The organism is Idiomarina abyssalis (assembly GCF_900116625.1).
Taxonomy (GTDB): Bacteria; Pseudomonadota; Gammaproteobacteria; order Enterobacterales; family Alteromonadaceae; genus Idiomarina; species Idiomarina abyssalis.
In genome coordinates, this window is sequence record NZ_FPBE01000001.1 from 682,794 (window position 1) to 702,446 (window position 19,653).

Annotated in this window: 19 protein-coding genes; 5 read left to right on the forward strand and 14 right to left on the reverse strand. The window is 47.0% G+C overall.

Features of this window, described 5'->3' with window-relative positions; translation table 11 throughout:
* Positions 1-40: 40 nt before the first annotated feature.
* Complete coding sequence (locus BM359_RS03320; RefSeq protein WP_054487934.1) at positions 41-1,447, reverse strand: protein adenylyltransferase SelO; 1,407 nt, start codon at positions 1,445-1,447, stop codon at positions 41-43.
* Positions 1,448-1,553: 106 nt separating this feature from the next.
* Between BM359_RS03320 and BM359_RS03325 the strand changes: the two genes are divergently transcribed.
* On the forward strand, positions 1,554-2,450 hold the full coding sequence (locus BM359_RS03325; RefSeq protein WP_054487936.1) for a gluconeogenesis factor YvcK family protein: 897 nt from the start codon (positions 1,554-1,556) through the stop codon (positions 2,448-2,450).
* Here BM359_RS03325 and dcd read toward each other — a convergent pair.
* Together dcd and apbC are read right to left on the reverse strand one after the other, a co-directional pair.
* A complete protein-coding gene (dcd, locus tag BM359_RS03330; protein WP_054487937.1) occupies positions 2,447-3,034 on the reverse strand; it encodes a dCTP deaminase in 588 nt (195 codons plus the stop codon). The two genes, BM359_RS03325 and dcd, sit on opposite strands and share 4 nt — an antisense overlap.
* A gap of 45 nt (positions 3,035-3,079) precedes the next feature.
* Positions 3,080-4,066 carry an iron-sulfur cluster carrier protein ApbC gene (gene apbC, locus BM359_RS03335; RefSeq protein WP_234972455.1) on the reverse strand — a complete coding sequence of 329 codons (987 nt, stop codon included), beginning with the start codon at positions 4,064-4,066 and terminating at the stop codon, positions 3,080-3,082.
* Positions 4,067-4,170: 104 nt separating this feature from the next.
* Between apbC and metG the strand changes: the two genes are divergently transcribed.
* Positions 4,171-6,204 carry a methionine--tRNA ligase gene (metG, locus tag BM359_RS03340; RefSeq protein WP_054487941.1) on the forward strand — a complete coding sequence of 678 codons (2,034 nt, stop codon included), beginning with the start codon at positions 4,171-4,173 and terminating at the stop codon, positions 6,202-6,204.
* An 11-nt stretch (positions 6,205-6,215) separates the two neighbouring features.
* Here metG and BM359_RS03345 read toward each other — a convergent pair whose 3' ends face one another.
* Positions 6,216-6,518: a PilZ domain-containing protein gene (locus tag BM359_RS03345; RefSeq protein WP_054487943.1), complete on the reverse strand. Its 303-nt coding sequence runs from the start codon at positions 6,516-6,518 to the stop codon at positions 6,216-6,218.
* Between the two features lie 98 nt (positions 6,519-6,616).
* Here BM359_RS03345 and hspQ point away from each other — a divergent pair, with 98 nt between their 5' ends.
* A complete protein-coding gene (gene hspQ, locus BM359_RS03350) occupies positions 6,617-6,928 on the forward strand; it encodes a heat shock protein HspQ (protein ID WP_054487945.1) in 312 nt (103 codons plus the stop codon).
* 61 nt (positions 6,929-6,989) lie between these two features.
* Positions 6,990-7,358: a histidine triad nucleotide-binding protein gene (locus BM359_RS03355; RefSeq protein WP_054487947.1), complete on the forward strand. Its 369-nt coding sequence runs from the start codon at positions 6,990-6,992 to the stop codon at positions 7,356-7,358.
* Between the two features lie 4 nt (positions 7,359-7,362).
* Here the strand turns inward: BM359_RS03355 and BM359_RS03360 are convergent, their stop codons facing one another.
* Positions 7,363-7,806, reverse strand: a complete 444-nt coding sequence (locus BM359_RS03360) for a hypothetical protein (protein ID WP_054487950.1) — start codon at positions 7,804-7,806, stop codon at positions 7,363-7,365.
* A gap of 6 nt (positions 7,807-7,812) precedes the next feature.
* The gene (gene ggt, locus BM359_RS03365) at positions 7,813-9,552 is read right to left on the reverse strand and encodes a gamma-glutamyltransferase (RefSeq protein WP_054487952.1); all 1,740 of its coding nucleotides are present in this window, start codon (positions 9,550-9,552) and stop codon (positions 7,813-7,815) included.
* A gap of 77 nt (positions 9,553-9,629) precedes the next feature.
* Here ggt and rrtA point away from each other — a divergent pair, with 77 nt between their 5' ends.
* A complete protein-coding gene (rrtA, locus tag BM359_RS03370; protein WP_054487955.1) occupies positions 9,630-10,199 on the forward strand; it encodes a rhombosortase in 570 nt (189 codons plus the stop codon).
* 11 nt (positions 10,200-10,210) lie between these two features.
* On the opposite strand, the gene BM359_RS03375 is transcribed toward rrtA, so the two are convergent.
* The 8 genes from BM359_RS03375 to phhA all read right to left on the reverse strand — a co-directional run bounded on the left by BM359_RS03375 (position 10,211) and on the right by phhA (position 19,633).
* Positions 10,211-12,694, reverse strand: coding sequence for a S9 family peptidase (locus tag BM359_RS03375; RefSeq protein ID WP_054487957.1), 2,484 nt, complete (start codon positions 12,692-12,694; stop codon positions 10,211-10,213).
* Between the two features lie 29 nt (positions 12,695-12,723).
* Positions 12,724-13,362, reverse strand: coding sequence for a maleylacetoacetate isomerase (maiA, locus tag BM359_RS03380; protein ID WP_054487959.1), 639 nt, complete (start codon positions 13,360-13,362; stop codon positions 12,724-12,726).
* Positions 13,362-14,387 carry a fumarylacetoacetate hydrolase family protein gene (locus BM359_RS03385; protein ID WP_054487961.1) on the reverse strand — a complete coding sequence of 342 codons (1,026 nt, stop codon included), beginning with the start codon at positions 14,385-14,387 and terminating at the stop codon, positions 13,362-13,364. The genes maiA and BM359_RS03385 overlap by 1 nt, the downstream gene beginning before the upstream one ends.
* Before the next feature lie 6 nt (positions 14,388-14,393).
* On the reverse strand, positions 14,394-15,524 hold the full coding sequence (locus tag BM359_RS03390; protein ID WP_054487963.1) for a homogentisate 1,2-dioxygenase: 1,131 nt from the start codon (positions 15,522-15,524) through the stop codon (positions 14,394-14,396).
* Positions 15,517-16,590, reverse strand: a complete 1,074-nt coding sequence (gene hppD, locus BM359_RS03395; RefSeq protein ID WP_054487965.1) for a 4-hydroxyphenylpyruvate dioxygenase — start codon at positions 16,588-16,590, stop codon at positions 15,517-15,519. The genes BM359_RS03390 and hppD overlap by 8 nt, the downstream gene beginning before the upstream one ends.
* Before the next feature lie 190 nt (positions 16,591-16,780).
* Positions 16,781-18,361, reverse strand: coding sequence for a transcriptional regulator TyrR (tyrR, locus tag BM359_RS03400; protein ID WP_054487967.1), 1,581 nt, complete (start codon positions 18,359-18,361; stop codon positions 16,781-16,783).
* Between the two features lie 116 nt (positions 18,362-18,477).
* Positions 18,478-18,819, reverse strand: a complete 342-nt coding sequence (locus tag BM359_RS03405) for a 4a-hydroxytetrahydrobiopterin dehydratase (protein ID WP_054487969.1) — start codon at positions 18,817-18,819, stop codon at positions 18,478-18,480.
* A gap of 19 nt (positions 18,820-18,838) precedes the next feature.
* Positions 18,839-19,633: a phenylalanine 4-monooxygenase gene (gene phhA, locus BM359_RS03410; RefSeq protein WP_054487971.1), complete on the reverse strand. Its 795-nt coding sequence runs from the start codon at positions 19,631-19,633 to the stop codon at positions 18,839-18,841.
* Positions 19,634-19,653: the final 20 nt, after the last annotated feature.

Here is a 19,653-nt window from a genome sequence, read left to right on the forward strand (position 1 = left end):
TCGATTCTGTCCTATCCAACGGGAGATCGCAATTCAAACCTCAACTGGAACACGACAATTGAGATACCTGCTCATTGGGCTTCGGGGGCCTGGCCCAGACACTGTCACTTAAAGCATCGTCAAACGGATTCATTAACGCCTGCGTATACTCTTCCAATAATGAATTATCACCAGCCTCTGACGCCTCTATTACACGCTGAGCATGATGCGTTCTGACAATAACCCAGGGGTTTACCTGCTTCATGAAATCAATGTCAGTATAACCATTAATTGCTGATTGATACTCCTTCCACCAGCTTTCTCCACTTTGCTTAAGCAGTCCTTTCGGTGCGCCGGATTCAAGCGAATCAATTAAATCTCTGAACGAGAGCTGGTAATCCGCGTTATTGACTTCAAGCAAACTCAACCACCCCCCTATTAACGCCATTTTCTGTTCATCCGGAACAGCGGATAAGCCCAGCCGCTTGGTCATAAGATTAAGATACGCCTGGCGCAACTGAGTTTCATAATTATCAAGTGCGCTCTGTAACTCGTCAGGCTCTACCATGGTACTCAATGCCTGAGCCAGCCGCTTTAAATTCCATAACCCAATGCCCGGTTGCTGAAAGAATCCGTAGCGCCCGCCGGCATCGGTATGATTGAAAATCTTTTCAGGTTTATAATTATCTAAAAATGCATAAGGCCCAAAGTCAAAGGTTTCCCCGGCTATACTCATATTGTCGGTGTTCATTACACCATGAATAAACCCATAGGCCTGCCACCCTGCTATCATCTCCGCTGTTCTTTTGACCACCTGAGCAAAACCTTCAGCAACGCTGGCATTGGCTAACTGTGGCCAGACCGTTTCAATAGTGTCCTGCCACAGGCGTTTCATAGTATCTTCAAGGTTACGATGAAAACAGTGCTCAAAATGCCCGAAACGCACGTGAGTTGCCGCAGTGCGGGCCAAAATCGCGCCTGGCTCCAGACGTTCCCGCTGTATCTTTCCTTCAGTTGATACTAACGCCAGTGCCCGAGTTGTCGGCACGCCCAGTGCGTAAAAGGCCTCACTTGCCAATAACTCACGCACAGACGAGCGTAAAACAGCTCTGCCGTCCGCCCCTCTGCTGTATGGCGTTGGCCCTGCTCCTTTTACATGAATGTCCTGTAGCTTTTCACCAACAACAACCTGACCCAACAGTAGCCCTCGCCCGTCTCCTAAATAAGGATTAAAATGGCCAAACTGATGCCCGGCATACTTCTGAGCCACAGGCTCTGCGCCCGGCCATGGCTCAAGGCCGCCCAGCCAATCGGCAAGTTTAGCCGGCGGCTTATCCCCTGCTGATAATTCAGCCCATAACGGTTCGTTCAACCACAATAAGTTAGCCTTACCATCCGGCTTAATCGGTTGGCTTGTTGTTATTTCAGGGAACTTACGAGCATAACGGTTATCAAAAACTATTGGCATACATCCTCCTGCTCATTAGATTGTTACACAGTCAGCGAGGCTTGCATAATTCATAATAAATCAGCTAAGGTCGCAGCGTTCGACCAAAGGCAGCAAAGGAAGCCGGATGCAATTGCACTCATTACGACGTATTACCGCAATAGGTGGTGGTCATGGACTCGGTCGAGTTTTATCGACTCTGTCCTTTATGAAACATAAACTCGTAGGTATTGTCGCGACTACAGACAACGGCGGTGCTACTGGTTTATTGCGTGAATCGCAGCATTGCATTGCCTGGGGCGATATTCGTAACTGCTTGTCACAGCTTGTGGAGCAACCGCTCGCGGCCGAAGTGCTCAACTATCGTTTTGACTGCACGTCCTCTCTTCACGGCCATAATTTCGGCAATTTGCTGCTTTATACACTGGACCAACTCAGTGCCCGCCCGTTAGACGGTATTCAGCTTTTAAGTCGTCTATTGAATATCGACAACCGAATTTTACCGATGTCGGAATGCCCGACAGATCTTATAGCAACAACGGCGGACGGCATTCAGTGCCATGGCGAAATTCGTATTGATAAGCTTCCTGCCATGCCTCGAAAGCTGTCTCTATCAGGCACAGTTAAAGCCACTCCTGAAGCCATTCGCCATATACAGAATAGCCAGTTAATATTGCTGGGACCGGGTAGCTTTATGACGTCGGTTATGCCTCCGCTATTGGTTTCTGGTATACGCGACGCGCTGCTGACAACAAATGCGAAAGTCGTCTTTATTGATAACCTGGCGGATGAGAGCGGACCCGCTGGCGCAATGAGTCTCGCCGATAAAGTTTCATTTATTGAAAAACAGCTCGGTCAGCAAATTATCGATTTAGCGCTAAGCAATAAAAAAGAGAAAGACCTAAAGTTACCGGTTATTGGCGGCCTGGAAAGTGATAAAGATGTCCATTACCGCCATAACACCAGTAATTTATTGGCTAAACTGCAAGAGGCCAGCAAGCAGCTTTTAACAGAAAGTGCTTAACCGCCGTCAGCTGAAATCCGCGAAGCCACCGCTCCATGCTGGTCTTTATATTTAGCATCGTCTCGTTTGTTATAAGGTCTTGCGCAGGGACTGCTCAATTTCTCAAAGCTGATGGCACCAATTTTCATACCGGCTCTCAGAGCCAGAGGTAACTTTCCACTATTGTAAAATTCCAGCACTATTTGCCCTGACCAACCCGGGTCAATACGGTGCGCCGTTACGTGAACCATTAAACCTAAGCGTGCTAACGACGAACGTCCGTCCAGCCAGCCAACCATATCTGCGGGTAATGTAATTGATTCATGCGTTACGGCCAGGGCAAACTCGCCCGGGTGAATGAAGAAAGCCTGATCATCTTTTAGCACAATTTCATCACTCATGACTTCACGAATCGCCGCTTCAATAGCTTCACGTGAGCCACTTATATCGATAAAAGGTGCGGCATGATCCTGCAATACACGAAAATCGTTGCCTAAATGAATATCCAGTGTCACGCCTGAAATATTACTGGCTTGGGGTGCAGGTTCGACACCTATAATTCCGTCTTTCAAATGTTGTTCTATTTCAGTGTCGTTTAGGCGCATGGTTGATCTATCTCCGTGTTGTCGTTTAAGACCTTAAGGCCAGTACTATAACGAATTTTCCTGTTGATAATAGAGGTTTGCCGCAACTTGTTGTGCAGAATTAAAAATTAACTGACTTAACGGGTGTTGTGGCTGTGCTATTAACAAGGGTGTATCACCATCAAGACTCTCTCTTAGCTCACTGTTTAAAGGCCACTGTCCGAGTAATGGCAAATGATGCTCTGTTGCCATGTCCGCTCCCCCATTTTTGCCAAAAACCGGATCTTCATGCCCGCAGGCCGGACATTCGTAATAGCTCATGTTTTCCAATATACCCACTAATGGAATATTCAGTTTTTTAAACATGGCCACACCTTTTTCTGCGTCTTTCAACGCTACCGTTTGCGGTGTTGTCACCACAACCGCCCCGGTAACCGGCAGTTTCTGAGCCATGGTCAGTTGAATATCGCCAGTGCCGGGTGGCATATCGACAATAAGATAGTCCAATGCCGGCCAGGCAGTATCTTTGTAGAGTTGCTGCAACGCACCACTGGCCATTGGCCCACGCCAAATTGTCGCGTCTTTATCATCGACTAAGTAACCCAGCGAATGCACATGGAGGCCGTGTCGTTGCAGTGGCTGCATTTTATTGTTTTTTGTCAGCTCCATATCGCCGTGCCTTCCACCTAACATGGTAGGAATCGACGGGCCATAAATGTCGGCATCAAGCAGGCCAACACTAGCACCAAGCTCAGATAAGGCCAAAGCCAGGTTAACACTTACCGATGACTTACCAACGCCGCCCTTACCGGAAGAGACGACAATGACATTTCCAGTCGTTAGCGGTAACTCTGGTTGAGAATTTTTCAGCTTTTTGATGTGACAGTTAAGTTGCCATTCAAACTCCCCCAACTCGGCGTCATTCTGAATGGCCTGAAGTAAACTCTCGCCGGCAACAAAAGGTAAGTTCAGGACCCGCTCTTTACCTGAACCGGTCACCCAGTTCTCAGGAATACCATTCGGCAATAAGGGGTGAGTAAAATCTGTCATCATCAACCTCAAGGATCTGTGTATCAGGCAAGAGCTATGCTAACATGAGCGGCATAAAACTTTGGGTTTAGATTCGATTAATCAACGAAACGGAAGCAGATTTTCGCATGAGCCAATCCGCACGTAAAATACTGGTTACTAACGCACTACCATACGCTAACGGACCTATCCATATTGGTCACATGTTAGGTTATATTCAGGCCGATATCTGGGTACGCTTTCAAAAGCTACGCGGTAACGAGTGCCACTTCGTCTGTGCAGACGATGCACACGGCACCCCAATAATGCTGAAAGCTCAGCAGCTTGGAATAACGCCGGAGCAAATGATTGGCGACATGCAACGCTCGCATGAATCAGACTTTAGCGACTTTTTGGTCGGCTTCGATCACTATTACAGCACACACAGTGATGAGAACCGTGAGCTGGCTGAAACCATTTATACGCGCCTTGATAAAGCCGGTCATATCAAAACAGAAGTCATTGAACAGCTGTATGACCCGCAAAAAGAAATGTTTCTTCCCGATCGTTTCGTTAAAGGCGAATGTCCCGACTGTGGTGCCGAAGACCAATACGGAGACAACTGTGATGTCTGCGGAGCAACTTATGCGCCGACCGACCTGAAGAACCCAAAGTCAGTCGTCTCTGGTGCTGAGCCGCAATTGCGTGAATCAGAACACTACTTTTTTGACCTGCCGGCATTTGGTGACATGTTAAAAAGCTGGACCCGTTCAGGCTCACTGCAAAATGAAATGGCGAACAAGCTGAACGAGTGGTTCGAGCAAGGTTTACAGCGTTGGGATATTTCCCGCGATGCCCCCTACTTCGGTTTCAAAATTCCAGGCACAGAAAACAAATACTTCTACGTCTGGCTAGACGCGCCAATAGGTTACATGAGCAGCTTTAAAAACTACTGCACAACCACAGGCAAAGCCGACTGGGATACTTATTGGCAAGCTGACAGTGAAGCAGAGCTTTATCATTTTATTGGTAAGGATATTATCTACTTCCACAGCTTATTCTGGCCTGCCATGCTTAAAGGCGCAAACTTCCGCCAGCCAACCAATGTGTGGGCGCATGGTTTTATCACAGTTAACGGCACTAAGATGTCCAAGTCTAAGGGCACTTTTATTAAGGCTCGTACTTACCTCGAACATCTTGATCCGGAATATCTGCGTTATTACTTCGCAGCAAAATTAACCAGTCGTATTGATGATTTGGATTTAAACCTGACGGATTTCACTCAACGAGTGAACTCTGATCTCGTCGGTAAAGTCATTAATATCGCCAGCCGCTGCGCCGGTTTCATTCAGAAAAAATTTGACGGGAAGTTGTCTGCCAATATTGCTGACTCAACACTGCTAAAAGATTTTCAGATCGCCGGTGATGATATTGCTGTCCTTTACGAAAAACGCGAATTTTCCCGTGCTATGCGCGACATTATGGCATTAGCTGATCGTGCCAATCAGTATATTGCTGATAAAGAACCCTGGCAGTTAATTAAACAGGAAGGCAGCGAGCAGGAAGTTCATGAAATCTGCTCTTTAGGGATCAACTTGTTCCGCGTGTTAATGGTTTACCTTGCGCCGGTAGTTCCTAAGTTGACTGAAGAAGTACAACACTTTTTAAACGATACTTTTACCTGGGAAAGTCACAAAACAGCTTTGACCGACCATCCTATTAATAAATTTAAAGCGCTCATGCAGCGTGTTGAAATGGACGACGTAAACGCCATGATTGAAGCATCAAAAGAAGAGCAAGCCTCGCAAGCGCCAGTGACTGAAGTTAATGATGAGCTCAAAAAAGAGCCAATTGCTGATGAAATTAACTTTGATGATTTTGCTAAAGTCGACTTAAGGGTTGCTCTTATTGCCAATGCTGAGCACGTTGAAGGTGCTGATAAACTATTGAAACTGACGCTGGATCTGGGGGGTGAAACTCGACAGGTTTTCGCCGGTATTAAATCAGCTTACGAGCCAGAGGCTCTGAAAGGCCAACTGACTGTTATGGTTGCCAATCTGGCTCCCCGTAAAATGCGTTTTGGCCTATCCGAAGGCATGGTGCTTGCAGCTGGCCCGGGTAAAGATGAAATCTATATCCTGAACCCGCATGATGGCGCAAAACCAGGCATGAGAATTATGTAGTAACCAGGCTGTCAGCTCATTGAAATAATACGACAGCCTACAAGAGACTCTCCGCTGTTGTCGCCCAGTCGCTGGCTGCGAACGACTTCAGCGTTGATTTTTAAAGGTGCAACTGGGCCCGAAGACGAAATTTCAACAAAGACTTTGTCGCCAACCTCGAGATTAGCCGACAGCTGAAGTGACAACCCCTCTGCACTCAAATCAAGACAAACGCCTTCGAGTACTTTTTTACTCTCACCCTCTGCCAAAGTAACTTTCGCATCCGCATTGACAGCCATCCGCATAAAATTCCGGTTTTCCTGCGATTCCAGCATGTTGCCCTCAACTTTGTTTAAAAAGTGTAAATCTTACTTCAGTTTTAGCACGGTCTGGCCGATAAAAAAATAGTATCGGATAACAAGGAACCGTCATCATGGTAGAGGCAAAATTTTCAATTGGTCAACTCATCACCCACAGTCTTTATGGTTATCGTGGTGTGATCATTGATGCTGACCCCTGCTTCACATTATCTGACAGTTGGTATGACAAAATGGCGACCTCTAAACCGGCAAAAGATCAGCCTTGGTACCATATTTTAGTGAATAACTCGTCAATCCAAACCTATGTCAGCGAAAGCAGTCTGGAAGCTGACTTTTCAGAACAAGAAATTCAACACCCTATGGTGGATCTTTTGTTTTCCGGAAAATCTGCCAGCCAATATAAGCTGTCTGAAAATCTTAACTAAATTTGCCGACGCCTACTGCTATAGTTACCATAGACTAAAATAGCGTAATAAGGGCAAGGTAATGGCAGAAGAGACAATTTTTACGAAAATTATTAACCGTGAAATTCCTGCGGATATTATCTACGAAGACGACCAAGCGCTTGCGTTTAAAGACATCAACCCGCAAGCACCTTTCCACTGTTTAGTAATTCCTAAAACCCCGATTGCTACAGCTAACGACATTAATGAAGACAACGCCGCATTAGTGGGACACCTTTATGTGGTAGCCGCTAAGTTGGCTGCTGAGCACGGTTTTGCAGAAGACGGGTATCGACTTGTAATGAACTGTAACGAATACGGCGGCCAAACCGTATACCACATTCACCTGCACGTTTTAGCAGGAAAGCAAATGGGCTGGCCACCTTATACCGATAAAAAGAAGCAAGGCTAAACCCTTACGGGCGGTATCTGGCGTCGAGAATTTTATCGACAACCCAGCTGCCGTCCTGTTGAATCAGAACCACATCGCGACTGTCTTTAATATTATCGCCTTCGTACGTTCCTTCGAAGATAACCGTTGCTCGTAGCTCATTAGAGTCATTCAGATAATCGGTAAGCGAGTCACTGACAACTTCAATTTCAACGGTATCGAAATAACGCCCAAGCACATAACGCTGAACCTGGCTGACAGCTCCGTAATGCGTAATTAGGTCAGCCAGTCGATTCGAAGAAAGCTTTTTCGCCTGTTCCAAGTCTTCCTGTTCGTATACCGCATTATAAAATCCGCTGATCACTTCAGCAGGTTTCGCAGATGTATAGTCGTCTGGTTGTTCGTCACCGCTACAAGCGGAAATAATGGTTGCTACCAGGGCTAAAAAAGCAACTCGTAATAGTGCCATGATACTCTACTCTCCTTTTGCCACGCCTTCACGACGAGGATCAGCGCCACCCACCAAGGTGCCGTCTGAATTAATAGTAATTCCGTGTAAACCGCTGTTTAGGTCGATGACCCTGACATCATGCTTTCGCTTCTCTAAAGCCGCTTTGAGTTCGCTGATATCCCGTCCTTTCTCCAGAGAGGTGTAATCATTACGGTTGGTTACATGGCCAAGATTAATCGCTTCCTGCACGTTAAGGTTCCAGTCCAGCATACCCACTAACGTTTGAGTGACGTAGTTAATAATTCTGCTTCCGCCAGGAGAGCCAATAGCATGTATAAGCTGCTGCCCTTCTTTATCAAGAACTACAGTCGGAGCCATTGAGCTGCGAGGCCGTTTGCCAGGCTCCACACGATTAGCAAACTTCTCTTTACCGTCACCCGGTGCCAGAGAAAAGTCAGTTAATTGATTATTGAGCAGAAAGCCACCGGCCATAACAGTGGAACCGAATCCCATTTCAATGCTGGTGGTCATAGAGACCACATTACCTTCGCCATCAACAATAGAAATGTGGCTGGTGTTAGGCAGCTCGTAGGCAATATCTTGCTCGTACGCGGGCTGCAGTTGAACACCCGGCTTGGCTTTCCCCATATCGTCTTTCTTAATAGTTTCTGCCCGGCTCGATAAATAAGCTTTATCCAACATAGCCTCGACCGGAATCTCAACAAAATCAGGATCAGCTATCCACTGGTTTCTGTCGGCATAAGCTAAACGCGATGCCTGAGTGAACCAATGCACAAACTCTTCAGAATTTGGTTTCAGTTTACCTAGCTCAAAGTTCTCCAGTACGCCCAATGTCTGCAGCGTTGTTATTCCCCCTGAGCTAGGCGGCCCCATACCGCAAACCTGATATTCACGGTAATCATTACATACCGGTTCGCGCAGTTTTGCGCTGTATTGACTCAGGTCTTCAAGGCTTAACACACCGGGTTCAATAGTACTGTTCTGCACAGCCTTAACAATTTTCTCGGCTAATTCGCCCTCATAGAAGGCATCAGCCCCCTGCTCAGCAATCAAACTAAGGCTCTTTGCATACTCAGGGTTTTTCAATGTGTCTCCAGCTTTTAAGGCGTTACCATTAGGGAAGAAGTAGCTGCTGGCCGCCGGCATTTTCTTAACACCGGGGTTAATCTCCATTTCCACTAACTTAGCGAGCCTTGGCGACACTTCAAACCCCGCTTCTGCCAACTCAACGGTTTCACTAAAGAGTGAAGACCAGTCTGACTTACCCCAGCGTTCATGGGCCAGCTCCAGTCCGCGAAGAACACCGGGAGTCCCTACTGAGCGGCCGCCAACAACAGCCTCAATCCATTTGGGAGGATTACCCTTGTCGTCCAGAAAGAGTTCCTCTGTAGCAGCCTGAGGTGCAGTCTCACGCGCATCAATGGTATAAAGTTTGTTTTCGTTGTTATCCCAATAGAGAATAAAAGCGCCGCCACCAATACCTGAAGACTGAGGCTCAACTAATCCCAGCATAGACTGAACTGCTACAGCCGCATCCACGGCAGAGCCGCCTTTTTCTAATACATGATACCCGGCTTCAACTGCATGTTTATTTGCGGCAGCAACCATGTACTTATTGGCGGTCGCAGCGGTTTTCTCGGAAAAACCTGTAGCCGCTTCCGGTTCACGGACTTCTTGTTCAGTACCAGGGGTACAGGCAGATAAAACACCTGCGGCTATTAAACCAGGGAACCAGAACTTCATAAGGCCTCATTCATATTAGGAACAATTTGCCCTATCATACGAACCAGAAACCAATGACGCAACGAAAAGGAAAGTAAATGGAGAGGTTTAACCAATATTGGGCAGGGCTCATTCTGGTTCTGCTACTATCGGTTTTTCTGCAATTAATGCCTCACTGGCATGCGACGCTGAGCTTTAACTCAAGTACTGTCATGTCCGAGGGCTGGCCACTCATTACGACCCATTTTATTCATCTTGACTGGTGGCATGCCTTATTCAATTTTATTGGTTTAACACTTATTGTTCTAATTTGGCGGGAATACTGGACCACCCGCTGGTTAATTAATGCGTTATTGCTCAGTGGCACTGCAACTGCTGTATTGCTCTGGCTGGCTCCATTGAACCTTAGCTTTGTTGGTTTATCAGGAGTACTCCATGGCTTACTGGCTTACTGTTTAATAAAGGACATTCGTTCGGGTAAGAAATGGATGTGGCTTATATTGATAGCACTGGTTGCCAAAGTCATTGCTGAACTCCTGGGCTGGCGACCTACCCATTTTGTCGGAGAGCACGTTAGCTATATTCACGCAGCTGGTTTAGTCAGTTCTTTATTGCTGTACAAACTAGAACGGCGCCGCATTAGCGACGCCGTTAGTCGGGATGAGTAAAACCAACAAGTTTACTTTAAGTTTTCCTCAAACAATTTAAATATCCGACGGTATTCGTTCAGCCAGCTTTCTGGCTGGCGGAAACCGTGCGGCTCTACCGGGTAAATTGCCGTTTCCCAGTCTTCTTTCTTCAACTCAATCAGGCGCTGAACAAGGCGAACACTGTCCTGGAAGAAAACATTGTCATCAATCATGGGTGAATTGATTAACAAGGCATCCTCTAAGCCTTCAGCAAAATAGATGGGTGAACTGCGACGGTACGCAATTGCATCATCCTGTGGCAAGTTCAAGATATTAGACGTATAGCCTGTGTTGTAATGAGCCCAGTCTGTAACAGGACGCAGCGCCGAGCCCGCTTCAAATAATCCGGGTTCGTTAAACAAAGCCATAAAAGTCAGGAAGCCACCGTAAGAACCGCCATAAGTTCCTAATTTGTCACCATCAACGTTCAGGTCACTTTCTAAGTAACTTGCAACATCGACCAGATCTTCAACTTCCGGCGTTCCCATTTGACGGTAAATAGCGGTGCGCCAGTCGCGTCCATAACCTTTTGAGCCACGGTAATCGAGGTCAGCAACCACGTAACCGTGCTTATTCAACAAACTATGGAACATGAACTCACGGAAATACCCTGACCAGCCCATGTGCGCATTTTGCAAATAGCCAGCACCATGAATGAACACAACCGCAGGATATTCTTCAGCCCGGTTTTCATCAAAGCCTTCTGGCTTATAAATGCGGGTATAAATAGGCTCGTCAACATGAGAAGAATTAACGCCCACCAACTCAGGAGCCGTCCAGTCAATACTTAAAAACTTCTCCGAAACCGTATGAGTCAAACGCTCTGCTGTTCCAGAAGCATTGACAGACTTATGGTATAGCTCTGGTGGCATTAACGGCGTTGAATGCGTCAGCAATAACTCATCATCTTCAGGGCTGAGCTCAAAGGCTGTCATACCATCAAGGTCCGTCAGCGCTTCCGGCTCACCACTACCATCAGTCTTCACCCGGTACACTTCATAGATACCCGGGTGCTCGATGTTTGCCTGAAAGTATAAGTAGTCACCATTACTGCTTAAGTCGGCATCTTCAACGACATAACTTCCGTCAGTCAATTGACGCGTGCTGCCGTCAAGCGGTTTAACATACAAGTGCGAATAACCATCGGCCTCTGACATGAACCACAACTCATCGCTGTCTAACCAGCCGAATTCGTTATGGGTGTAGTTGATCCAGGCATCATCGTGTAAACGGTCTTGAGAAACCAGTTTTTTACCGGCGGTGTCTACTGTTGCAAGCCAGCGATCTTTGTTGTCCCAGGCTTCCAGCATAACCGCAACTTCAGTGCCCTCTTCATTCCACTGAATAGCGCCGTTTTCCCAGCCCCAGTCAGCCATTAGCGTAATTGGGCGAGGTTTCTCTTCCGACTTGTAGGTTTCACCACGAGCTTCATGGTTTTCACGTTTAACTTCTGCCAGAACATCTTCATTCCAGCCCGGTAAGGTGTTGTAGGTTAGCGTCGACTGGCTGCCGTCGCTTAAATTAAGTAAAACCAATTGGTGTTCAACCGGCTTTGCATCGGCCACACGACGACGCACATTTTCGCTTTTTACACGGCCATCTTCGCTAATGTAATTCGGCATAATATCGCCTTCGTCACGCCAGCTTTGCGGCTCGGTAATGGCTATCAGCATAAAGTCGCCCTTTGGCGATAAGCTTGCAGAAACCAGTTCCTTATCCTTTGGCAAATAGAACGGCTCCGGCGCCAATGTCGAATTTCGGTTTTGTAACTCAGAACGCTGAGCAAAACGCTCTTCAGACGCTTTTCGTTCTTTCTGCACGTACTGAATTAACTGTTGTTCTTCACGGGCCAGGTAATCCTTCGGCTCTTCATTCGCTTTCGGCTTTTCCTGAAAGGCCAAAGCAGCGACCTGACGGCTTAAACCTGAGTTCACGTCAATAATGAAGAAGTTATTACCCTGCTGGTAACTCAGTTGTCCATTTGCCATAGGCTGCAGGTTGTGCTGCCTGGCGTCGTCACGTGTCAACTGGCGAACCGTACCGTCATTAAAGCGAACAAAAACATTGCCTTCAAAGGTATAGGCTAAAAAGCTGCCATCCACTGCATGAACCTTTTCATCTGCCACGTACTGATGCAGGTTTTCTACAGCAACTTTCTGCGGTTCTCCAGCCCCATTTTCCCGCATCATTAGGTCACGAATATCACTACCTTCGCGCTTCTGGTAAAACAGAATATCTTCACCGTCCATGCTCCAGAAAGCCTGTTCAGGGAATCTCCCCATCCAGTCTGGATCAGCCATAATTTGTTCCATAGTCAGTTCAGCCGTTCCTTGCGCACTGGCAAGTGAGTTGGCTTGTATGGTCGGTGTGCTTCTCTGCGTATCTGCAGTGGTCGTGCCTTGTGGGGAGGTTGATGCGCAAGAGGCGACAAACAATGTCGCCCCAATGGCCATCACCAGACGTGATTTCACCATATTATTTTTCCTTTTTAGGATCCGCTGGATTATTGTGCATCCGCTTGATTTTCAGGCCGAGCCTGTTGCACCGCGTCAAGCGCTTGCAAACGTTCATGCACTGCCATTAAGGTTGGATAAGAAGATAAATCCAAATTAAAGCGTTGTGCATTGTATACCTGAGGTATCAAACAGATATCAGCCAATGTTACCGAATTACCATAGCAATAATCACCTGCATACTCGGTCAGCCGCTGTTCAAATGCGGTAAAACTTTTTTCTACCCAGTTTGCTATCCATTCTGAGCGTTGTTTATCGCTGCAATTCAACTCACCGGTTAAATACTGTAACACCCGTAAATTGGTAACAGGTTGCAACTCGCAGGCTAAATCATAAGCCAAGGCTCTGACTCTGGCTTTATCAGCGGGAGCCGACGGTAATAATGGGTTTTGTGGGTAACACTCTTCCAGATACTCAATAATGGCTAAGGACTGATTTAACTTAACATCGCCATCGATAAAGGTAGGAACCAACCGCGCTGGATTAAGCTTTCGATAAGCCTCACTGTGCTGTTGCCCGCCATCTTTTACTAAATGTACCGGTTCATACTCGTAGGATAAGCCCTTCAGGTTTAAAGCAGTACGAACCCGGTAACTGGCGCTTGAGCGCCAGTAGCCGTAGAGTTTCATCACTTTTGAGGACCTTCGTATTGAACAACTTTCTGATTAATGGTGCCGAATATTGACTGATCACCATCATCTTTCATTTCAATTTTAATGGTGTCGCCAAACTGCATAAACTGAGTTGCCGGCTTGCCATCACGAATGGTTTCAATCATGCGCACTTCGGCAATGCAGCTATAACCTACGCCACCTTCATCGATAGACGTACCGTGATCAGTCCCCTGTTTATTTGAGACGGTTCCTGAACCAATGATAGCACCAGCACCTAAGTGACGTGTCTTCGCAGCATGAGCAACTAACTGACCGAAATCAAAGGTCATATCTTCGCCAGCGTTAGGCTTACCAAAGGCCTTACCGTTGTACTCTGACAGTAACGGTAAGTGGACTTTATTCGCTTTCCAGGCATCGCCCAGTTCATCGGGGGTTACCGCTACCGGGGAGAAAGCTGACGATGGTTTACTCTGGAAAAAACCAAAACCTTTGCCCAGTTCGCCCGGAATAAGTCCACGCAGTGAGACGTCATTAACCAGCATCAACAATTTAATGTGTTGCCCTGCTGCTTTAGCGTCAACACCCATAGGGACATCATCAGTAATAACGGCAACTTCGCCTTCAAAGTCGATGCCCCATTCGGTGCTGCCCATTTCAATGTCGTCGTACGGCGCCAAAAAGTCATCAGAGCCGCCCTGGTACATCAAAGGGTCTTCCCAGAAGCTCGGTGGCATCTCGGCACCACGGGCACGACGAACCAATTCAACATGGTTCACATAGGCACTACCGTCAGCCCACTGATACGCACGAGGTAAAGGCGATTCACATAATGCTTCATCGAACTGGACGCTGCCATCAACGTCACTGTCATTCAACTGCTGATAAATTTTCTCAAGCTTCGGTGCAATACCGTCCCAGTCATCCAGCAACTCTTGCATGCAAGATGCAATGGCCGGAACCGCTACTGCTGAACTTAAATTTTTGCTGACCACCATTAACTGGCCGTCACGTGTACCATTTCTGTATGTGGCGAGTTTCATAAGTTGTTATTTCTCCTGCCAACTGTAGACGTAGTCCGGGTTCTCTACTGCCAATGCCTCGTCACTTGCTTGCAAGGCATCGCGGGTGTCGAGCATGACCGCAACTTCGTCAGTGAATTTCTTTTTATGCTCACGCCCGGCTTTAAACGCTTTCGGGTGTGGGCCATGAGTAAAGCCTGCCGGATGAAAGGTTACCATACCGCGATCGATATTATCACGGCTGAAAAAGTCACCTTCATGATAAAAAAGCACTTCATCGTAATCGTCATTGTTGTGGTAGAAAGGCACCTTCAATGCGCCCGGGTCTGACTCAATAGGACGCGGAACAAAAGTACAAACCACAAAACGATCAGCAACAAAAGTCGTATGCGCCGAAGGCGGCAGATGGTACCGGTGGCTCATTAACGGCCGGATATCACGCCAGTTCAGACGAACCGGAGCTAACTCACCGTGCCAGCCTATCGCATCCAGCGGGTTATAAGGGTACGTAATAACCGATACCTGCTGATGGCGTTTTACATACACCTGCCACTGCTCTTCGCTGTATTGCGCCTGAAACGCCTCATCAATATCCGGCGTATCCAGAACCGCAGGGTCAAAAATGGCATGATTACCCACCAGGCCTTTCTCCGGCAAGCTATAAGAACCATTGGTCGCTTCAATCATCAGCAACTGCATGGTTTCATCAGGCTCAAGGCGCCAGTTAGTAGAACGGGGAATTAAGAAGTAGTCCCCTTTCACCAGGTGAATATGCCCGTAGTCACAATGCAGATGACCACTGCCTTCATGAACAAAGAGCAAGTCATCGCCATCGGCATTACGCACTAAATAATTCATTTTGCTGTGGCAATGCCACAAACGAAAACGACAGTTACTATTGTGCAGTAAGTCAGGCGTTAACCAGGGGTTTTCCGGAGCTATGGCTTCTAACTTATTAAAGTCAAACGCCCGTGGACGCAAGGGCCCACGCCACTCCGACCAACCGGTCGGAGCATGCTGATGGTGAAAATGCGTGGCCGGGCCAAAAAAGCCACTACGACCAGCTTCACGTTCATAAATGGCCTGCTCCGGAAAATCAGCATGAGCTTGTCGAGACGACTTGCCCACCTGTTTCGGAAAGCTGATCCATTTACGCATCGCTTAACACTCCCCGGCGGATCTGGTCTTCTTCAATACTTTCGAATAATGCTTTGAAGTTACCTTCGCCGAAACCTTCGTTGCCTTTACGCTGAATAATTTCAAAGAACACCGGACCAATGACGGTTTGAGTAAAGATTTGCAGTAAAATGCCATCTTTCATTGGCGCACCGTCAATTAGAATGCGCTGTTCACGCAGTGCGTCTAAATCTTCCTGATGCCCTTCAACGCGCTCATTGACTTTCTCGTAGTAGGTTTCAGGTGTGTCCATGAAATCCATACCAATAGAACGCAGATCTTTTACGGTTTTGTAGATATTGTCACTGGTTAAAGCAATGTGCTGAATACCTTCACCTTTGTACTCTTTTAAATATTCTTCAATTTGCGATTTGTCGTCGTGAGATTCGTTAATTGGAATACGGATCTTACCGCAAGGCGCTGTCATAGCGCGGCTTAACAAGCCTGTCAGCTTACCTTCAATGTCGAAATAGCGAATTTCGCGGAAATTACCAATGCGCTCATAGAAACCTGCCCAGGTATCCATGTTTCCACGGAATACGTTATGCGTCAGATGGTCTATTTCGAACAACCCGGCTGCGTGATCGCTCATTTTCGCTTCCCAGCTTTCATAGAAATCGAAATGCTGGTTATAAATTTCATGGCTTTCGTAGTTATCGACAAAATACAACGCACTTTCGCCAATACCAAACACCGCCGGTACACCTTCAACAACACCTTTATCAGCTGGGAAAGCTTTGGCCCCGTTATCAAGAGAGTGCTTTAACGCGTGGTCAGCGTCTTTAACACGCCATGCCATACCGCAGACACTTGGGCCGTGGTCTTTAGCAAACTCTTCAGCCTGTCCGCCCGGCTCAGCGTTAATGATGAAATTAATGTCGTTCTGTTTGTACAACCACGCCTGTTTGCTTTTGTGCTTAGCCACTTCAGTGAAACCCAGCTTGTCGAACAAGTCTTTTAACGCATCAATGCCTTTTTGATCCGGAGCGGTATACTCAACGAATTCAAAACCGTCTGTGTTTAACGGATTAATCATCTTATCTGTCATGGTTACTTCCTCTTATTATTCGGTTGTTAACAACATGACTATAGCGGTACATGAGGGAAAAAGGCGAATAAGAGAAAAAGATAACTGAGCGGGGAATTTATGACCAGAACGTAAAGTTTACTGTACAGGCTACACACTTGCTCTGGATCAAGGTGCAGCCTTGTTAAGACGTAAAGTTAAATTTACAAAGCTAGTTTTTTGTCCGTTCTGCTTTACGAGCGCGTCCGCTGCGCTGCTTTCCAATGCCATAATCACGCAGTTTATTCGCAACGGCAGTATGTGAGAGTCCCAGGCGTTTCGCCAATTGGCGGGTACTCGGAAAGCTGGGGTATAAACGGCGCAGTACGTGGCTTTCAAAACGGCGTACCGCATCATCCAGGCTCATGTCATCAATGTCTAATGCTAACTGGTCGTCTTCCTGATTCAACTCGGGCAAACGTATATCGGCGGGCTCCAGCGTGTAGCCTTCTATCATTGAGACAGAACGAAACATGGTATTTTCCAGTTGGCGAACATTACCTGGCCACTGATAACGTTTTAGTCGCTCTTTTGCTGCCCGGCTTAAGCTCACCTGACTTCGCCCGAGCTTCTTGCAGGCCTGGGTTACGAAATGCTCCGCCAACAACAAAATATCACTTTTACGCTCGCGCAGTGGTGGAACATTGAGCGCTAATACATTGAGTCGATAATACAAGTCTTCACGGAACTCACCGCTTTCAACCAACTCATAGAGATTTCCCTGAGCGGTGCAAATGACCCGCACATCGACACTCACTTCCTGCTCTTCGCCGATGCGTCGAAAAACGCCGTCTTCTAAAAAACGCAGTAGCTTAGCCTGCAGGCCAATAGACATCTCACTAACCGAGTCCAGTAACACGGTGCCGCCGGCGGACTGCTCTAAAACGCCAGTTTTACGAGTGCTTTGAGCGCTCAGGCTGCCTTCACCATGGCCAAAGAGTTCGCTCTCTGCAACATTATCCGGTAGCGCTGCACAGTTTATCGCCAAAAATGGTTTGTCTTTACGCGGGCTGGCCAAATGACAAGCTTTTGCCAGCAGCTCTTTGCCAACTCCGGTCTCACCTTCAATCAAAAGTGGTGCATCCAGCTCAGCCATGCGCTGAGCGTCTTTAATCACTCGCTTCATTGTGCTGTTGTCTGTCAGCAAGCGTTCAAAAGCTTTTTCGTTACTCTGACTCTGCCAGCTTGCTGTTACGGGTTCTGACTTACAGGTCATTACCGCCCCTGCAAACGCGGTGCTGCCTTCCTCGTCATTCACCCAGATAGGTAAAAGCTGAGCATAGTATTCCGAGTTACCAATGGTAACCGCTTCATAAATTGGATCCTCAGGCTTTTTGTCCAACCACCGCTGCAAAGAGATACCGTGTACATACTGCATCAGCGGCTCGCCCTTAAGACTGTCTTCGTGGCCAGCCAGTAGCCGCAGTCCGGCATCATTAATAATGTCTATACAGCCTTTGCTATCAATGGACAGCACCGGATCAGGTAACGTGCTCAACAACAAACTGAACTCATAGTGCTCGCGTTCAAACGGCATATAAGGAATGGTTTTCACATCAATAACGTTAGGAATGCGACGAATTTGGGGCATTAAATGCCGAAAGTCATCGAAAGCGAGTTCAGGAAAGTTCAGAAAGATTTTTCCTTTAGGATCGACCTCAATACCACGTAAATCAATCTCGTGGTCTCGCAAGATTTGCAGAACGTCCTGGCAGATACCCAGACGGTCATCACACGTTATCTCAAGTCGCATAAACCCTACTGCATCGAACTAAATGTAAAGCAAATAATACACTATTGTTCCCGCTTAAAAAACAAAAACCCCGGCCAACAGACCGGGGTTTTATGTCATTCATCGACAAAAGCGAGTTATGCGTCAAGCACGCTGTCGGTTTTTGCTGCCATAATAAAGTCATTTTTATGCAAACCGTTGATGGCGTGTGTCCACCAGGTAACCGTTACTTTACCCCATTCAGTGATTAGCTCAGGATGATGTTTTTCTTCCTCAGCAATGTCACCAACTCGGTTAGTAAAAGCCAGCGCCTGTTTAAAGTTCTTAAACTTAAACTCGCGCTGCAGCATCATAACGTTGTCTTTTGTTACCGGAGTCCAGTCCGGTATTTCACGCATCAGCTCTTTCAGTTCTTCATCGCTCACTTGTGGCGCGTCTGCATGACACGCTTCACAACGTGCATTTTCCAAGTTTGACATTATTTATTACTCCTTTGCCTTAAGCTGCATCTTTTGGTGGAAATTTCGGCTCAAACAACCCAAGCTCCATAGCCTCATGAACCAACGCCATAATATCCATGTCGGATATCTTAAACAGCTCGTCCACACTCTCTATGGTGTAGTAGATAGGTTGAATGATATCAATTCGGTACGGTGTACGCAGTGCATCCAACGCTTTTAGCGGTTTGCGCTCTGGCGTATCACTATTAACGGCATATTCTGTTTCCGCAGGTGACGATAAAATACCGCCGCCATAAATTCGAATGCCCTCTTCGGTTTTTAATAACCCGAACTCTACGGTAAACCAGTACAGACGAGCCAGATAGACCCGCTCTTTAGGTGTAGCTGCATAACCCAATTTACCGTATTGGTGAGTAAAATGCGCAAACGCCGGGTTGGTTAATAGCGGGCAGTGTCCGAATATTTCGTGAAAAATATCCGGTTCCTGCAAGTAATCAAACTCTTCCCGTGTGCGAATAAAGGTTGCTACCGGAAACTGCTTGTTTGCCAGTAAGCGAAAAAACTCGTCAAATGGAATTAACGCTGGAACTGCTGCAACTTGCCAGCCTGTCTCTCTCTCCAGTACTTCATTAATTTCATGCATCTGTGGTAAGCGATCCTTCGGCAGGTCGAGTAATTCCAGTCCCTTCATATACTCATCGCAAGCTTTTCCTGGTATGCATTCCAACTGACGTTCAACGAGATCTTTCCAGATACCGTTCTCTTCGTCGCTCCAGTGAATAATACCGTTTTCGTCCGGTTGCTTTGATACGTATTGACTTTGTTTACCCATAATTCAGCCTTGTTGCTTCC

What these genes read in the sequence shown, in the direction of transcription:
- BM359_RS03325 (WP_054487936.1), top strand. Translation starts at nt 1,554, where the DNA reads ATGCAATTGCACTCATTACGACGTATTACCGCAATAGGTGGTGGTCAT.
- BM359_RS03345 (WP_054487943.1), bottom strand. Translation starts at nt 6,518, where the DNA reads ATGCTGGAATCGCAGGAAAACCGGAATTTTATGCGGATGGCTGTCAAT.
- BM359_RS03405 (WP_054487969.1), bottom strand. Translation starts at nt 18,819, where the DNA reads ATGTCAAACTTGGAAAATGCACGTTGTGAAGCGTGTCATGCAGACGCG.
- ggt (WP_054487952.1), bottom strand. Translation starts at nt 9,552, where the DNA reads ATGAAGTTCTGGTTCCCTGGTTTAATAGCCGCAGGTGTTTTATCTGCC.
- metG (WP_054487941.1), top strand. Translation starts at nt 4,171, where the DNA reads ATGAGCCAATCCGCACGTAAAATACTGGTTACTAACGCACTACCATAC.
- BM359_RS03355 (WP_054487947.1), top strand. Translation starts at nt 6,990, where the DNA reads ATGGCAGAAGAGACAATTTTTACGAAAATTATTAACCGTGAAATTCCT.
- BM359_RS03360 (WP_054487950.1), bottom strand. Translation starts at nt 7,806, where the DNA reads ATGGCACTATTACGAGTTGCTTTTTTAGCCCTGGTAGCAACCATTATT.
- phhA (WP_054487971.1), bottom strand. Translation starts at nt 19,633, where the DNA reads ATGGGTAAACAAAGTCAATACGTATCAAAGCAACCGGACGAAAACGGT.
- rrtA (WP_054487955.1), top strand. Translation starts at nt 9,630, where the DNA reads ATGGAGAGGTTTAACCAATATTGGGCAGGGCTCATTCTGGTTCTGCTA.
- BM359_RS03375 (WP_054487957.1), bottom strand. Translation starts at nt 12,694, where the DNA reads ATGGTGAAATCACGTCTGGTGATGGCCATTGGGGCGACATTGTTTGTC.
- BM359_RS03320 (WP_054487934.1), bottom strand. Translation starts at nt 1,447, where the DNA reads ATGCCAATAGTTTTTGATAACCGTTATGCTCGTAAGTTCCCTGAAATA.
- hspQ (WP_054487945.1), top strand. Translation starts at nt 6,617, where the DNA reads ATGGTAGAGGCAAAATTTTCAATTGGTCAACTCATCACCCACAGTCTT.
- apbC (WP_234972455.1), bottom strand. Translation starts at nt 4,066, where the DNA reads ATGATGACAGATTTTACTCACCCCTTATTGCCGAATGGTATTCCTGAG.
- tyrR (WP_054487967.1), bottom strand. Translation starts at nt 18,361, where the DNA reads ATGCGACTTGAGATAACGTGTGATGACCGTCTGGGTATCTGCCAGGAC.
- hppD (WP_054487965.1), bottom strand. Translation starts at nt 16,590, where the DNA reads ATGACAGATAAGATGATTAATCCGTTAAACACAGACGGTTTTGAATTC.
- BM359_RS03390 (WP_054487963.1), bottom strand. Translation starts at nt 15,524, where the DNA reads ATGCGTAAATGGATCAGCTTTCCGAAACAGGTGGGCAAGTCGTCTCGA.
- dcd (WP_054487937.1), bottom strand. Translation starts at nt 3,034, where the DNA reads ATGCGCCTAAACGACACTGAAATAGAACAACATTTGAAAGACGGAATT.
- maiA (WP_054487959.1), bottom strand. Translation starts at nt 13,362, where the DNA reads ATGAAACTCTACGGCTACTGGCGCTCAAGCGCCAGTTACCGGGTTCGT.
- BM359_RS03385 (WP_054487961.1), bottom strand. Translation starts at nt 14,387, where the DNA reads ATGAAACTCGCCACATACAGAAATGGTACACGTGACGGCCAGTTAATG.